This window comes from Novosphingobium sp. AP12 (assembly GCF_000281975.1).
Lineage (GTDB): Bacteria > Pseudomonadota > Alphaproteobacteria > Sphingomonadales > Sphingomonadaceae > Novosphingobium.
In genome coordinates this window covers 1-14,366 of record NZ_AKKE01000009.1, presented here as the reverse complement: position 1 = coordinate 14,366, position 14,366 = coordinate 1, and the positions used below count along the sequence as shown (strand labels likewise).

Genomic DNA, 14,366 nt, shown 5'->3' with positions numbered 1-14,366 from the left:
GGCAGCCGCTCGATATATCGCTGCCGGGATCATCGATCTGCGCGCGGTTCCCAAAAGCCGCCGGCGAAGCCGATCTTCATAGGCACGCATGTTTTCTTGGCCGGACAGGCATCTGGGTCGCTTGACCGGATTTATCTACCGAACTAGTTGAGATAGCTCATGACCACCAGAACCCCGGGTCGATTGCGCGCTGCGTCGGGCGGTGACTAGGCAAGGTTCTTCGCCATCGCAGAGTTCACCCTCGCCATGCATTCCTCATCTCGAGCGAAACGCTCCGCACTCAGGCAATCATACCGCAACCACGGACTTATCGTTGCCGATTGTCTCTGGACCGAGCGTATGAGTTCGATCGTCGGAGGGCTTTCATCGTGATTTCCACCCCCGAGGCTTCGACGAATGGAACCACAGCCGTCACCGAAGGCGATTTCTGGGAAGTCGGCGGCATCGTCCGTGAACTTGCGCAGATCCGCCGCGACTGGAGGGAGACGAATACCCACCATGCGGAGTACGGAGTGGAGAGTTTCCCCTCCCGCGTCCGGCTGGCCAAAGTGACCGAAGAGCTGTGCGGGGCGTTGTTCCCCCTCCGCCTTGGCCCCGACTTCGTGCGCCTGCACAACGAAGACCTGTTCGTCACCCAGACGCTCCAGATCGCGCTGAGCCGGTTGCACGCACAGCTGAGGCTCGAACTCAACTACACACTCGACGAAGGCGATGGCGAGACCATCGAAGAGGGTGCGACGCGCATGGTCCTCTCGTTATCCCGCCAGTTGCCGGACATCCGCCGCCTGCTCGACATCGACATCGAGGCCGCGTTCCGGGGCGACCCCTCGGCGCGCAGCCTGGACGAGGTGCTGATCTGCTACCCAGGCCTGCTGGCGATCATCCACTACCGGCTGGCCCACGCGCTCCATCTGGAGGGTGCGCCGCTGGTGGCGCGCATCATCTCGGAGATTGCGCACGGAAGCACGGGGATCGACATCCATCCCGGTGCCCGGATCGGCAAAGGCTTGTTCATCGACCATGGCACCGGCGTCGTCATCGGCGAAACCGCGATCATCGGTGACAACGTGCGCATCTACCAGGGCGTGACGCTGGGTGCGAAAAACTTCCCGGCCGGGCCGTCGGGCGCGCTCATCAAGGCGTTGCCGCGCCATCCCGTGATCGAAAACGACGTGGTGATCTACGCCGGGGCGACGATTCTGGGCCGCGTCACCATCGGCGCGGGATCGGAGATCGGCGGCAACGTCTGGCTGACGCACGACGTCGCCCCGTTCAGCCGCGTGTTCCAGGCCCGTGAGCAGAACCTGGTCATCAGCCCCCAAGGCGACCGCGGATCGCCGGCCTGACCGCCGGCGTTCGAAGGAAAGCGCATGACCCCGAAAACCTCGCCGCGTCGCGGCCATCTCCCCAGCTTCGGGACTCAAGTCATCCTGGGCATGCTGCTGGGCCTCGTGGCGGGCCTCGTCGTCAAAGGCCTCGATCCGACCGGCGCCGTAACGACGGCAGCGACCGCGACGTTCCATACGGTCGCGCAGGTGTTCGTGCAGTTGCTGCGCACCCTCGTGCCGCCGCTGGTATTCACCGCGATCGTCGCCTCGGTGGCGGCTATCCGCGGGCTCGACAATGCGGTGCGATTGGTGGCCCATACACTCGTGTGGTTCGCGATCACCGCGCTGATCGCGGTGGTGGTCGGAATCGCGCTGGGTCTGATGATCCAGCCGGGCCTCCACGCCGGTGTGGCTGCCGAGGCGGCGCAGGCACCGGGAGCGGTCGGCGGCTGGCTCGACTTCCTCAAGGGTCTGGTGCCCGCGAACTACCTCGGCATCGGCGCCGTGACGAAGATCGCAGACGGCGCGGCCATCACCAGCGTATCTTTCAACGTGCTGCAGATCATCGTGGCAGCAGTCGCCGTAGGCGCCGCGGCGGTGAAGGTGGGTACGAAGGCCGAGCCGTTCCTGGTGTTCATGACGTCGGCCAATCAGGTGCTGCGCCAGCTGCTGCGCTGGCTGATCGCGCTGACGCCGGTGGGCTCCGCCGCGCTGATCGCCGATGCAGTGGTCAATTACGGCTGGGACGCGCTATCGGCGCTCGGCGCCTTTGCGGGAGCGGTGTATCTGGGGCTTGGGCTCGTGTTGCTGGGCGTCTATCCGGCCTTGCTGCTGATCCACCGTCTCGACCCGTTCCGCTTCTTCGCCGTGGCCTGGCCGGCGATCCAGCTGGGTTTCCTTTCCCGCTCGTCGGTCGGGACGATGCCGGTCACCGAGGAGGTCACCGAGCGGCTCGGCGTGCCGCATTCGTATGCCGCTTTCGCGGTGCCACTGGGGTCCACGACCAAGATGGACGGCTGCGCGGCGATCTATCCGGCGATCTCGGCCATCTTCGTCGCGCAGTTCTATGGCGTCACCCTGCATCCTTCGGACTATGCGCTGATCGCGATCGTCAGCGTGCTGGGATCGGCCGCCACCGCTGGCCTGACCGGCGCCGTCGTCATGCTTACACTCACGCTTTCGACGCTGGGATTACCTCTCGAAGGGGCGGGGCTCCTGCTGGCGATCGATCCCATCCTCGATATGGGGCGCACCGCGGTGAACGTCGCTGGACAAGTGCTGGTCCCGCTGATCGTCGCAAAGCGACTTGGGTTGACGGAGGCGAGCCGCAGTCTCGTAGCGTCAAATAAGCAAATAAATGAACATATTCGATAAACTTATGAGACATGCCGCATCGCCGCATGCGATCTTGCGTAACCTCGAGCGGGCTACCGAGGGTGAGCACGCAAGCAACGGCCACAGTCGCCGCCGGGTCTCGCAGAAAAGCCGTGTTCAGGTGTCGCCGCGCCAGCCCTCAGCGGGTTCGCGGCATGAGGAGAAAGTCATGAGGTTCACGAATGTCCTGGCACTCGCCGCCGTGTCGACCGCCGCTCTCGCACAGGCGCAGGTCGCCTGCGCGCAGGAAGCGGCTTCGGATGCGGGCAGCGATAGTGAGATCGTCGTTACCGGCAGCCGGGCGCAGGGGCGCTCCAAGCTCGACACTTCTTCCCCGGTGGACGTCGTGACCGCGCAGGATCTGAGGCAGCAGGGCACCACCGAACTCGCCACCGCGCTTGCCAACACGGTGCCCTCGATCAGCTTCCCGCGTCCGTCGGCCACCGACGGCACCGACGCGATCCGGCCCGCCACCCTGCGCGGTATGGGGCCGGACCAGACCCTCGTGCTGATCAACGGCGTACGCGCGCACACTTCCGCCTCCCTCAACGTCAATGGTTCGGTGGGGCGCGGCTCGGCGGCAGTCGACCTCAACACCATTCCCGCCACCGCACTGGCCTCGATCGAGGTCCTGCGGGACGGCGCTTCAGCTCAGTACGGGTCCGACGCCATCGCCGGCGTCGTGAACCTGCGCTTGCGAGAAGCCGACCACGGCGGCGGCGCGAGCGTCACCTACGGCATCTACGACACCCAGATCGACACCGCGCGCGACAGCCGGCATGTCACGGGGGAAAGCACCGTGACCGCCTCTGGGTGGCAGGGCATCAAGCTGGGTGGCGACGGGTTCCTGACCGTCTCGGGCGAATACACGCACCGCAACCCGACAAGCCGCGGCGACGTCGACCCACGCCTCGCCACGCCCGTCGTCGACAACCGCTTCGGCGACCCGGCGGTGGAGAGCTACTCGGTCTACGCCAATGCAGCCAAGCCGCTGGGCGAGACGTGGGAGGTCTACGGCTTCGGCGGTTACCAGTATCGCGATTCCAGCTCGGCCGCATTCCCCCGTCTGGACTCGGCGGCAGCGGCATTCGGGCTGGACGGCTTCCTGCCCAAGATCAACACCCGCTCCAAGGACCTGACCGTCACCGGCGGCCTGCGCGGCGAGATCGCCGGGTGGAAGACCGACATCAACGTCAGCTACGGCCGCAATCGTATCGACTACCGGACCCTCGATTCCGCCAACTACACTTACGGCGCGGCGAGCCAGACCGAATTCTACGACGGCGCATCGATCTACGACCAATGGGTGGCGGGAGTGGACTTCTCCAGGCAGTTCGACGTGTTCCAGTCGCTCAACGTGGCCTGGGGCGTCGAAGGCCGCCGCGAAAGCTACGAGATCAAGGCTGGCGAACCCGCCTCCTACGGCTACGGCACCGCCTTCCCGGCCGCGACGCCGGGTGCGCAGGGGTTCCCTGGCTTCTCGACGCTGAACGAAGTCAGTGAACATCGCCAGAACGGGTCGATCTACCTCGACCTCGAGGCGCAAGTGACCGACAAGCTGCTGGTCGGCCTCGCCGGTCGCGGCGAGGACTATTCGGACTTCGGCACCACCGGCACCGGCAAGCTGTCCCTGCGCTATGACTTCAGCCCCGCCTTCGCGATCCGGGGCACCGCCTCCACCGGCTTCCGCGCGCCGAGCCTGATCCAGCAGTATTACACCTCGATCACCTCGGTCATCCAGAACGGCAACCAGATCGTCACCGGCACATATCCCGCCACGTCGGCGACGGCAGCCGCTCTCGGCGGCAAGGCGCTGGAGCCTGAAAAGTCGACCAACCTGTCGGCCGGGTTCGTCGTGCGGGGCGGCGGATTCTCGCTGACCGTCGACGGCTATCGCATCCACGTGCGCAACCAGATCGGCCTGTCGGAGAATATCCCAGTGACGACGATCCCCGGCGTCTCCGCCGCGCGCTTCTTCCTCAACGGGCTGGCCAGCACCACCAGGGGCATCGACGCGGTCGCCAATTACAAGCTCGTGACGGACGGCGCGGGCACCTTCGACTTCACGGTGGCAGGCAACGTCAACGACATCAAGATCACCAAGGTGCCGACCAGCCCGCTCTCGACCCTCTTCGCGCGCAGCCGTATCCTCACCATCGAGGAAGGCACTCCCGGCGAGAAGGTCTCGGGGACACTGGCATGGACGGGCGCATCGCTGGGCGCGACGGCGCGGGTCACCTACTACGGCAACGTGCTGCAGCCTGGTACGGTCGCCACCAGCGACATCGGAACTGGCAGCCGCGCTATCACGGATCTCGAACTTCGCTACCAGCCGGAGAGCGCCTTCAATCTGGCACTGGGCGCGAACAACCTGTTTGACGTCTATCCTAGGAGGGTACCTGCCTCGCTCAACACCACGGGTGTGACCGGCTTCCCGTATTACTCACCGTATGGCTTCAACGGGCGCTACCTGTATGTCCGTGCTGGCCTGACCTGGTGACGATCCCGTCCGGCCGCGCCGCCGACCTGTGCTGGCGTGGCGCTAGACCTACCGGTATGCCTGGCAGGGAAGGACGGGCTCGTCTTGCAGTGTCCGGGGCGGAGTGTTGATGCAATGTACCGGACGCCCTTGCAATTGAAGCGTCGAGCCCGAGGGTCAGCGGTCTCAGCAGAGGTACCACAAGGATGGGCACATCGCGCTGTGGGTCGAGGTCGGACAAGGCGACCTGCCCCTTGCCTGCCCCGCCTCGAAGTCCTGCTGCGCCATCACCCGTCAAATACGACAAGCATCGATACAAGCGCCGCAATCTTGTTGATATCATGTTCGGCCGGCTCAAGGATTGGCGCCGCTTCGCAACGCGATACGATTGCCGCCCCCGCCTCTGGTCCGTCCTCGCCTTGGCAGCCACCGCAATCTTCTGGCTATGATCAGTCAGCCCTTTGCCCAACGCGTTGAGCCTAGCGACATCGGTCGATCCGGCTTTGCCGCTCGCCTGCGATGCCCGGCCAAATCTGGGAAATGGCCGGGCAGCTCAAGATTTAGAAGCGGTAGCGCAGGGTGCCGAAGATGTTGCGTTCGGCTCCAATGAAGCAGTCGCCGCGCGCCAGGCAGGCTGCGTAGAACTTCTTGTTTGTGAGGTTGTTCGCATTGATCGCGAAGGACCATGCATCTCGCCGAACCTCGACGAGAGCATCGAAAAGAGTAACGTCCGGGGTGATGATGGTGCCATCCGGTGCCTGGGTGCTGCCGACCCACGCAAGCCCGTAGGACTTGCTCTCGCCGACATACCGCACGCCGCCGCCCAGGCGCAACTGCCAGCCCGACAGGTCCCGGATGGTCTTGCCGAGCCACGCCGAGGCCATGTTCTTCGCCAGGTTGTCCACCGGCGTGCCGTTGGCGTTGCGGGCCTTGGTGAAGCTGTAGTTCAGGCGCAGCTCGAAGTCCTCTGGCAATACCCGGCTCGCTTCCAGCTCGTAGCCCTTCGAGATGACCTCGCCCGCCTGGATCGACGCGGTGGGGAAGGGATCGGTCGGGTTGGGATTGGGGTTGGTGATCAGGCGATTGCGGTCCTTGATGTGAAACGCGGTGGCGTTGACCAGGGTGTACTGGTCGGGCGCCCACTTGACGCCGCCTTCCAGCTGGCGGCCGAATTGCGGTACATAGGGATTGCCTTGGGGATCGTTGCCGGTGATCGGCAGGAAGCTCTCCGTGTAGCTGAAGAAGGGCGAGATGCCCCAGCCCAGCTCGCCGATGATCCCCGCTCGGAAGGTGGTCGCCTTGTCCTTGGTGTCGGCGCGGCCGAGCGCCTTGGTGGTCACGTCGTCGTGGCGCAGCCCGACGACCACCGAGACGCGGTCCCAGAATCGGATTTGGTCCTGTGCGTAGAAGCCGAGCTGGCTCTGCTGGGGCTGGGTGACCGTGGTGGTCGCCGCCAGCGTCGGCATGTCGTAGCGGCGCGGGTCGGTCGGATCGTAGAGGTCGATCACGTTGACGCCGTTGGCGAACGTGCCCGCCGCCAGCGGCGTCGACGACCGATCGATCTTGTTCCAGCTGTAGTCGACGCCGGCGAGCAGAAGGTGCTCGACCTGCGCGCCGGTGTTGAAGCGCCACTGCACGTTGTTGTCGGTGCTGAAGATCTTCATCCGCGCAAAGGTCTGGTTGCCTGACAGACGGATGCTCCGCCCGTCAGCGCCGTAGGGATTGCGCGGGTTGGAATAGCTGTTGGGATACTGCGAGAAGTAATCGACGTGACTGTCGATGTAGCGCGCCTTCAGGCTCAGCTTCACCGTGTCGCCCAAGCGCTGCTCGACGATGCCAGTGCCCTGCAGCAGACGGCCGTCGTAGCGGTCGAAGCCGGGCGTGCCCGGGAAGGTGTCGTTCGGCAGCTGCCCGGCAACCGGGTTCTCGAACAAGGTGCCGATCAGCGGCAGGAAGGTCGATTGGGATCCGCCATCGTCCTCCTGGTAAAGGCCGAGCAAGGTCACGTCGGTCGAGGGGCCGGGCCGCCACTTGATCGACGGCGCGACCATCACGCGGTCGTCGCTGACATGGTCGACCTGCGTGCCGGAATCGCGCACCCGTCCGACAATGCGGGCGGCGATGGTGTCGGTCAGCGGGCCGGTGAGGTCGGCCATGACTTCCTTGCGGTCGAATGAACCATAGACGATCGCCGCATCGCCGTGCCTCTCGAACTCCGGCATCTTGGAGACGAGGTTGAAGATGCCGCCGATCGAGCTTTGGCCGAACAGCACCGAGGCTGGGCCGCGCACCACTTCGATGCGCGAGAAGTTATATGGGTCGGCGCGGATGCTGGCGTAGCTGTCGTAAACGTCGCGCATGCCGTCGCGGAACTGTAGCGGGGAGGTGCCGCGGATGCGGTTACTGTCGACGCGCCCGTCCGTGCCGTAGGTGTTAGCCTGGACGCCCGACACATAGCGGAAGGTGTCTGCGACCGAGATCGCACCCTGCGAGATGTAGGTCTCGGCATCGATGATGGTGATGGGCTGCGGCGTCTCGATCAGCGGGGTGTCGGTCTTGGTGCCAGCGGACGTCTTTTCGAGAGCGCCGGTGACGACGATGGGGTCGGTGTCGTCCTTGTCGTCCTCGGCCCAGGCGGGGCTTGCGTTGATTGCGGCCAATGCCAGTCCACATGCTGTCCAGGATATATGGTTCATGCTGCCCCCTCGTCGGTTCCGTCCGTACAATGCAACGACCGCCTAACGATAATGCTAGTGATTGTCATTAGTGATATGCGCACTGACTGATTTTGTCGGACTGGCTCGCGCTTTGCGCGCAGCAGCCTTCCATCGACTTGACCTACACGCCAATTTCCCCTCACCACTTCCACGTTTGTATGATGTCTTTTGCGACCTAGGGTCGCATGAGGGGCCGGTTGATGCCCGTCGGCTGTCCGCAGGACGGATAACCTGCATCGGCGATGAAGCGCGCGGGCGCCTTTCCAGCAAACTTCCGATCGCGGACGGAAAGTGACGCCGTTCACAACAAATTGCCGCCTTGGCGGGCGAAGGAGGTTGCATGACTGCTTTGATCAACGAGCCTGGCGTGCGCGAGGCGATGCCGCTGCTGGCGTCCAATGAAGGTGTATGGGAAGGCTGGTACCGTTACTACGATGCTAAGACCGGGGAATTGACCGATCAGCATCGCTCGCGGCTGATCTGCCGCCTGTTCAGCAAGGACGGCGTCGATCACTACCACCAGACGAACCACTACTACTGGGACGACGGCCGCGCTGAAGTGCGCGATTTCCCGGCGATCTACCGGGATGGCCGCATCTGGTGGGACAACGACCTGATCAAGGGGTGGGCAGCCGCCATGCAGCCCGATGACTTCAACCGTTCGACGTGCCTCAACTGGACCCGCCACGACGAGCCGGGCATCTACCTCTACGAAATGATCCAGAACAACGACGAGCGCACGAACCGCGCACGAACCTGGCAGTGGTTCCGCGACGGCAAATGCTACCAGCGCACCCTGATCGACGAGGTCTTCGTGACTCGCGACTGGAAGAACTGGTCCGACGAAAGCGCACCCGACATCTGACGGCGAGCCACGCTCCTGCCGGATTTCAACCGGCAGGAGCGCATTTGTTATGTGCCGACGAGCGTGACGGTAATGTCCGCGAGCCCTTCGCGCAGGACCTTCGCCGAACTGTATTCAGGCGAATTCCAGAATGCGAGCGCAGCCGCGCGGTCGGGCCATTCGGAAACCACGATCGAGCCGCCATCCTTGCCCTCGCCTTCCAGAACAGTTCCGCCGGGCGCACGCACGACGTAAGTCCCGCCGTAACTGATCAGCGCATCGGCGGCTGCCTGAGCATAACCGCAGGACATGAAAGCCTCGCGATCCTTGAGGTGGGCGGTGACGACTAGCCAGGCGGCCATGAAATTCTTCTCCTTGTCGATGTTTGCGATCGTGGTTCGATAGTCCAACCAACGTGTACGGCGCGGCCAGTGCCGACCTCGGCCTATCCGCTGTGCGGATGCCCTCGGACCAACGCTGGGAATGCGGCGGCGGAACAGGCTCCCTGCATTGCAGCGTATTTCATGGAGGCAAATTTGCAGGCAAACCGGATCGAAAAGGTCTCCGGGGGACATCCCCACGCCGCCGCGTCGGCGGGGCAGGGTGAGTTCGCGCGCGGCTGGACGATCCTGCTGGCATCGCTGATTGGTATCGGTAGCGGGCTGGTTTCGTTGCCATTCTATACGTTCGGCATTTTTGCGCCGCATCTGGCGCATGACTTCGGATGGTCCATGGGCGAGATCATGGCCGGGCTGACGATAACGACGCTCGCCCTTCTGGTCGCCGCACCGATGGCCGGGCTTCTCTGCGAGCGCTACGGCGCCCGGCCGGTCGCCGCCTGCTCGCTCGCACTGTTCGGGCTGTCGTATATCTCGCTCGCCACGCTCGACGGATCGCTGACCCAATACTACGTCACCTGGGCGGTGGCCTCCGCCGTCGGCGCGGGCAGCCTGCCGATCACCTTCACCCGTACGGTTAACCGCTGGTTCGACCGGCACCGGGGGCTGGCGCTGGGCATCGCCATGATGGGCACGGGCCTGTTCGGCATCGCCTGCAAGCCGATCCTGGCTTGGGTGATCGCAGACTACGGCTGGCGCACGGCCTATGCCGCTCTCGGCGCCCTGCCGCTGCTGGTCGCGGCGCCGATTACCCTGCTGCTGTTCCGCGACCCCACCACTGCCGACGCCGGGTCCACCTCCACTCCCCTTACACCGCTGACCGGCTTTTCCCGCGGAGAGTCGCTGCGCCAATGGCGCTTCTGGCTGATCGCCCTATTGCTGATACCGCTGTCCTTCGCGCTGGCCGGTACGCCGCCTAACCTCGAGTCCATCTTGGGGGACAGGGGGCTCGATCCGGCGACGATCATCAGGCTGACGCCGCTGGTCGGCCTTGCCTCCATCACCGGGCGGCTGGCAGGCGGCTTCCTTCTCGACCGCTTCTGGGCGCCAGCCGTGGCTTTCGTCATTCTGAGCGTGCCGATCGCATCCTGCCTGATCCTGTCAGCGGGAAATCTGCAACCCGCCACCGCCGGCATCGCAATCTTCCTCATCGGCTTCGCACTGGGCGTCGAGTTCGACGTTGTCGCTTATCTCACCGCGAAATATTTCGGCATGCGCTCCTACGCCGCGATCTATGGGCTGTTCTACGTCTGCTTCACTATAGGCGCAGGCTTCGCGCCGCTCGTCTTCGGGATGATTCGCGACGCGGCCCACGACTTCTCGCCTGCACTCCTGACCTGTGCGGTCATCCTCCCGATCAGTGCCGCCGGCTTCCTGTTTCTGGGCCGTTACCCGCGGTTTTCCTGAGGTTTCAGATTCTGAGTCAATCATTTGACTTATTGTTATATGAATATAACAATATCGTTCGGCGAATGGTCGCCATTCCATGAGGGAATCGCCATGACCGACTACCGACTGCTCCTTTCCACGATATTCGTACCGCTCAGCCTCGTCGCCATCCAAGCCGAGGCGCAGGCACAGGAAGCACCCGCACAAACCGGCACCGAGACCGGCGGGCTGGAAGACATCGTCGTCACCACGCAGCGCCGGCAGGAAAAGCTGCAGGACGTGCCGGTCACCGTCACTGCATTCAACGATGCGATGCTCGAACGCCTCAATGTGCAGGACGCGATCTCTACCTCGAAATTCGTGCCCGGCATGGTTTCGCAGCACAATGCAGGCCTAGCCTCGGCAAACGCCTATTATCTGCGCGGCCTCGGCAACAGCCAGTCGACTCCGACCTTCGATGCGCCGGTCACCACGTATGTGGACGACGTCTACATCGCCCGCCAGAACGCCAACAACTACGCCTTCTTCGACACCGAGCGAGTGGAAGTGATGCGCGGCCCGCAGGGCACGCTGTTCGGCCGCAACACCACCGGCGGCGCCATCAACGTCATCATGCGCAAGCCCTCAGATACGGCCGGCATGAAGATGGAGGTGACCGGAGGCTCCTATGAGCGCTACACGGTCAAGGCCTCCGCCGACCTGCCGCTCTCCGACCAGATCCTCACCAAGCTCTCGGGCTACGTGGTTCAGGACCGCGGTTATCTCAAGAACATCACCACCGGTGAATGGCTCAACGGCGAGAGCAGCTACGGCCTGCGCGGCGATGTTCGCCTGCTACCGACCGATCGGCTGACGATCGACCTTTCCGGCGAATTCACCCGTAATTCGGGTACGTATGCGGGCATGCGCAACGTGCCTGGGGACAATCCTTACGTCGCGGGCGCCACGACCCGCCCGGTCTTCTACGAGAGCGCGTCCGGCCTGGCATCCACGAGCTGCGACGGCAACAACGCCCAGAACCTGCTCGCCACCCAGAAGGGCAACTGCAACCTTTCCGATAACGTCGCGGTGAGCGCGAACGTCAACTACGATCTCGACAACGGGTCGCTGACCTACATCTTCGGCTACCGGCATCTCGACCAGGGATACATCACCGAATACAGCGCCAGCGCAGTCAACAAGTACGCCGGCTACATCATCACCGACAACGGCACGCACGAACAGTGGTCTCATGAGCTGAAGTACAACACCGACCTGCTGGGCGACCGTGTGCACCTCGTTGCCGGACTGTTCTATCTCAAGGAAGAGTCGGACGACCGTCAGACGAGCTTCTCGGGCGGCACAACTGCATTCCGGCTGATCCAGGACCAGCACCTGCTGCCGCAGACCGAGACCGGCGCAATCTACGCACAGGCTGATTTCGATCTGACCGACCAGCTTACCCTGACCGCTGGCGGACGCTACACGATCGAGACCAAGAAGGTCGATTACCTCGCTTCCGAGGAATTCCCCGGCTTCGGTTACGACAGCGCGGACGTCGCCGCCTTCGGCATTCCGCTCAAGCGCACATATCGGAAGTTCACGCCACGCGTGGCCGTGAACTACAAGATCAACCCCGACGTGATGGTCTTCGCCTCCGCGACCAATGGCTTCAAGTCAGGTGGTTGGAACGGGGGCTCTGCGGCCCCCTTCAATGCGGTGCTGTTCGACCCGGAGAAGACTTGGTCATTCGAAGGCGGCGTCAAGTCGGAGCTGTTCGGCCGCAAACTGCGCTTCAACGCCACCGGCTATTTCGCACGAACCAAGGACCTGCAGGTCACTGCCGCCATCCCGAGCCCGATCACCGGCACGATCGCGCAGCTTCCCTTCAATGCCGGAACGTTCGAGGCCTACGGCATCGAAATCGAGAGCACCGCCAAGTTCGGCAATTTCAGCCTCTTCGCCAACCCCTCGCTGATGCACGGAGAGTATACCTACATCGTGCCGACTTCGACCACGCTCACCACTGCCTTCAAGCCGGTGCGCGTGCCGACCTTCCAGTTCAGCGGCGGCGCGGCTTACGACCAACCGGTGGAAGCGCTCGATGGTTCGCTGGGCGCCTCGGTCACGTGGCGCCACAATTCGCCCTATTGGGTGGCGGTGCTCAATACCACGACGACGCAGACCGAGGACTACGTCGATGCGGCGATCAGCTACAAGACCATGGATGAGAAGATCAAGATCGCGTTCGAGGTGTCCAACCTCACCGACCAGAAGACGGTGACCGCGAACTTCCTCTCGCTCTTCCCTGGAGATCCGCGCCGCTACACTGTGCGCCTGAAGTTCGAGATCTGACGCTGAGTGAACCGGCGCGGTGTCCGCAGGTCGGACAGGATTGTCCTCCCAGCGGACACCGCGCCGGTCTGACGCTCCTATCGCGGGGCGCCCTCCCACGGACAAGAGGTATACCATGAGCATCGTCGGCACCCGGATGGTCAGCGACGGCAAGACCGCGCGGCAGATCTTCGAGGAAGTCATGGCGAATCCCGCCCGCACGAAGTTCGGGTTCGGCGAGAAACTGGCGGTCGTGAACGTCGACTTCCAGAACGCCTATACCCGGATCGACGAGTTCAAGACGGCCTATGAGACCGATCCGCGCCAGATCGAACACACCAACACGATCTCCGCCCTCGCGCGCGCCAAGGGCATGCCGGTGATCTGGACCCACGTCGCCTATGCCGATGATGCCAGCGATGCGGGCGTCTGGGGCACGCGCACGAACACCCCGGACTCGCTCCAGAACATCAAGTACGAAAGCCGCCGCCACGCCTTCGACGACCGCTGCGAGATCGATGCCTCCGACATGATCTACACCAAGCGCATGCCCTCGGCCTTCTTCGAAACGCCGCTGCAAAGCCTGCTGGTCTGGCACAAGGTCGATACCCTGATTATCACCGGCGGCTCCACCTCGGGCTGTATCCGCGCCACCGCCGTCGACAGCCTGAGCCGTGGCTACCGCACCATCGTCCCCATCGAGACCTGCGCCGACAAGCACGAGAGCTACCACTTTGCCAACCTCACCGACCTGCAGCTCAAATATGCCGACGTGGAGCCGGTGCAGACCGTAATCGACTGGCTGGAGGCCCACTGATGCAGGAGGGACAAGCCGATCCCGGGCTCTACGACTTCGCGCCCTATCGCGGCCGCGTGCCGTTTTCATGGCCGGGCGACAAGAAGGTCGCCGTCTGGGTCTCGCCCAATCTCGAATATTACGAGATCGATCCGCCCGCGAACCCGCACCGCAAGTCGTGGACGAAGCCGCATCCGGACGTCGTCGGCTATTCCCACCGCGACCACGCCAACCGCGTTGGTCACTGGCGCATGGCCGAAGTCATGAGCAAGCGCGGGTTCCCCGGTTCGGTCAGCCTTTCGGTGGCACTGTGCCAGCACCACCCGGAAGTGGTGGCGGACGCCAATGCACGCGGCTGGGAATTCTTCAGCCACGGCATCTACAACACCCGTTATTCCTACGGCATGGACGAGGCGCAGGAGCGCGCCATCATCGAGGATTCGATCCGCACCGTGCGCGAGGCCACCGGCCAGACGATCCGCGGCTGGCTCGCCCCCGCGCTCACCCATACCCCGCGCACTCTGGACCTCATCGCTGAATACGGGCTCGACTATACCTGCGACCTCTACCACGACGACCAGCCCCAGCGCGTGAACACGACCAGCGGCGACCTGATCTCGATGCCCTACAGCCTGGAGGTCAACGACCACTACGGCTTCTTCATCTACAACATGAGTCCGCGCGAGTACGCGCAGACGCTGATCCGCCAGTACGAACGGCTCCCCCCC

The 14,366-nt window shown here is 63.8% G+C and carries 10 protein-coding genes and 1 pseudogene; 9 read left to right on the top strand and 2 right to left on the bottom strand.

All coding sequences use genetic code 11. The annotated features are described in order from the left end of the window. Nucleotides 1–368 precede the first annotated feature (368 nt). From epsC to PMI02_RS26150, 4 genes and pseudogenes are all read left to right on the top strand, one after another. A complete protein-coding gene (gene epsC, locus PMI02_RS01100; protein WP_007677501.1) occupies nucleotides 369–1,346 on the top strand; it encodes a serine O-acetyltransferase EpsC in 978 nt (325 codons plus the stop codon). A gap of 24 nt (nucleotides 1,347–1,370) precedes the next feature. Further along, a complete protein-coding gene (locus PMI02_RS01095) occupies nucleotides 1,371–2,702 on the top strand; it encodes a dicarboxylate/amino acid:cation symporter (RefSeq protein ID WP_007677499.1) in 1,332 nt (443 codons plus the stop codon). Between the two features lie 169 nt (nucleotides 2,703–2,871). Then, nucleotides 2,872–5,202, top strand: a complete 2,331-nt coding sequence (locus tag PMI02_RS01090; protein ID WP_007677497.1) for a TonB-dependent siderophore receptor — start codon at nucleotides 2,872–2,874, stop codon at nucleotides 5,200–5,202. Nucleotides 5,203–5,474: 272 nt separating this feature from the next. After that, nucleotides 5,475–5,630 (top strand): annotated as a pseudogene (locus PMI02_RS26150) (IS5/IS1182 family transposase); the annotation flags it as partial. Nucleotides 5,631–5,741: 111 nt separating this feature from the next. On the opposite strand, the gene PMI02_RS01085 reads toward PMI02_RS26150, so the two are convergent. Then, on the bottom strand, nucleotides 5,742–7,877 hold the full coding sequence (locus PMI02_RS01085; protein ID WP_007677495.1) for a TonB-dependent siderophore receptor: 2,136 nt from the start codon (nucleotides 7,875–7,877) through the stop codon (nucleotides 5,742–5,744). A 361-nt stretch (nucleotides 7,878–8,238) separates the two neighbouring features. On the opposite strand from PMI02_RS01085, the gene PMI02_RS01080 reads away from it, so the two are divergent. Next, a complete protein-coding gene (locus PMI02_RS01080) occupies nucleotides 8,239–8,763 on the top strand; it encodes a hypothetical protein (protein ID WP_007677493.1) in 525 nt (174 codons plus the stop codon). 47 nt (nucleotides 8,764–8,810) lie between these two features. Here the strand turns inward: PMI02_RS01080 and PMI02_RS01075 are convergent, their stop codons facing one another. Beyond that, the gene (locus tag PMI02_RS01075; RefSeq protein WP_007677491.1) at nucleotides 8,811–9,104 is read right to left on the bottom strand and encodes a DUF1330 domain-containing protein; all 294 of its coding nucleotides are present in this window, start codon (nucleotides 9,102–9,104) and stop codon (nucleotides 8,811–8,813) included. Between the two features lie 69 nt (nucleotides 9,105–9,173). On the opposite strand from PMI02_RS01075, the gene PMI02_RS01070 reads away from it, so the two are divergent. The 4 genes from PMI02_RS01070 to PMI02_RS01055 all read left to right on the top strand — a co-directional run. Then, entirely contained in the window at nucleotides 9,174–10,547 is a 1,374-nt protein-coding gene (locus PMI02_RS01070; RefSeq protein ID WP_157222312.1) for an MFS transporter, read from the top strand. A gap of 93 nt (nucleotides 10,548–10,640) precedes the next feature. Further along, a complete protein-coding gene (locus tag PMI02_RS01065) occupies nucleotides 10,641–12,863 on the top strand; it encodes a TonB-dependent receptor (RefSeq protein WP_007677488.1) in 2,223 nt (740 codons plus the stop codon). Nucleotides 12,864–12,978: 115 nt separating this feature from the next. Continuing rightward, nucleotides 12,979–13,659 carry an isochorismatase family protein gene (locus tag PMI02_RS01060; protein WP_007677486.1) on the top strand — a complete coding sequence of 227 codons (681 nt, stop codon included), beginning with the start codon at nucleotides 12,979–12,981 and terminating at the stop codon, nucleotides 13,657–13,659. Further along, a partial coding sequence (locus PMI02_RS01055) for a polysaccharide deacetylase family protein (RefSeq protein ID WP_007677484.1) occupies nucleotides 13,659–14,366 on the top strand: 708 nt, incomplete at its 3' end. The genes PMI02_RS01060 and PMI02_RS01055, both read left to right, overlap by 1 nt.

What these genes read in the sequence shown, in the direction of transcription:
- PMI02_RS01065 (WP_007677488.1), top strand. Translation starts at nt 10,641, where the DNA reads ATGACCGACTACCGACTGCTCCTTTCCACGATATTCGTACCGCTCAGC.
- PMI02_RS01095 (WP_007677499.1), top strand. Translation starts at nt 1,371, where the DNA reads ATGACCCCGAAAACCTCGCCGCGTCGCGGCCATCTCCCCAGCTTCGGG.
- PMI02_RS01085 (WP_007677495.1), bottom strand. Translation starts at nt 7,877, where the DNA reads ATGAACCATATATCCTGGACAGCATGTGGACTGGCATTGGCCGCAATC.
- PMI02_RS01075 (WP_007677491.1), bottom strand. Translation starts at nt 9,104, where the DNA reads ATGGCCGCCTGGCTAGTCGTCACCGCCCACCTCAAGGATCGCGAGGCT.
- PMI02_RS01090 (WP_007677497.1), top strand. Translation starts at nt 2,872, where the DNA reads ATGAGGTTCACGAATGTCCTGGCACTCGCCGCCGTGTCGACCGCCGCT.
- PMI02_RS01080 (WP_007677493.1), top strand. Translation starts at nt 8,239, where the DNA reads ATGACTGCTTTGATCAACGAGCCTGGCGTGCGCGAGGCGATGCCGCTG.
- PMI02_RS01060 (WP_007677486.1), top strand. Translation starts at nt 12,979, where the DNA reads ATGAGCATCGTCGGCACCCGGATGGTCAGCGACGGCAAGACCGCGCGG.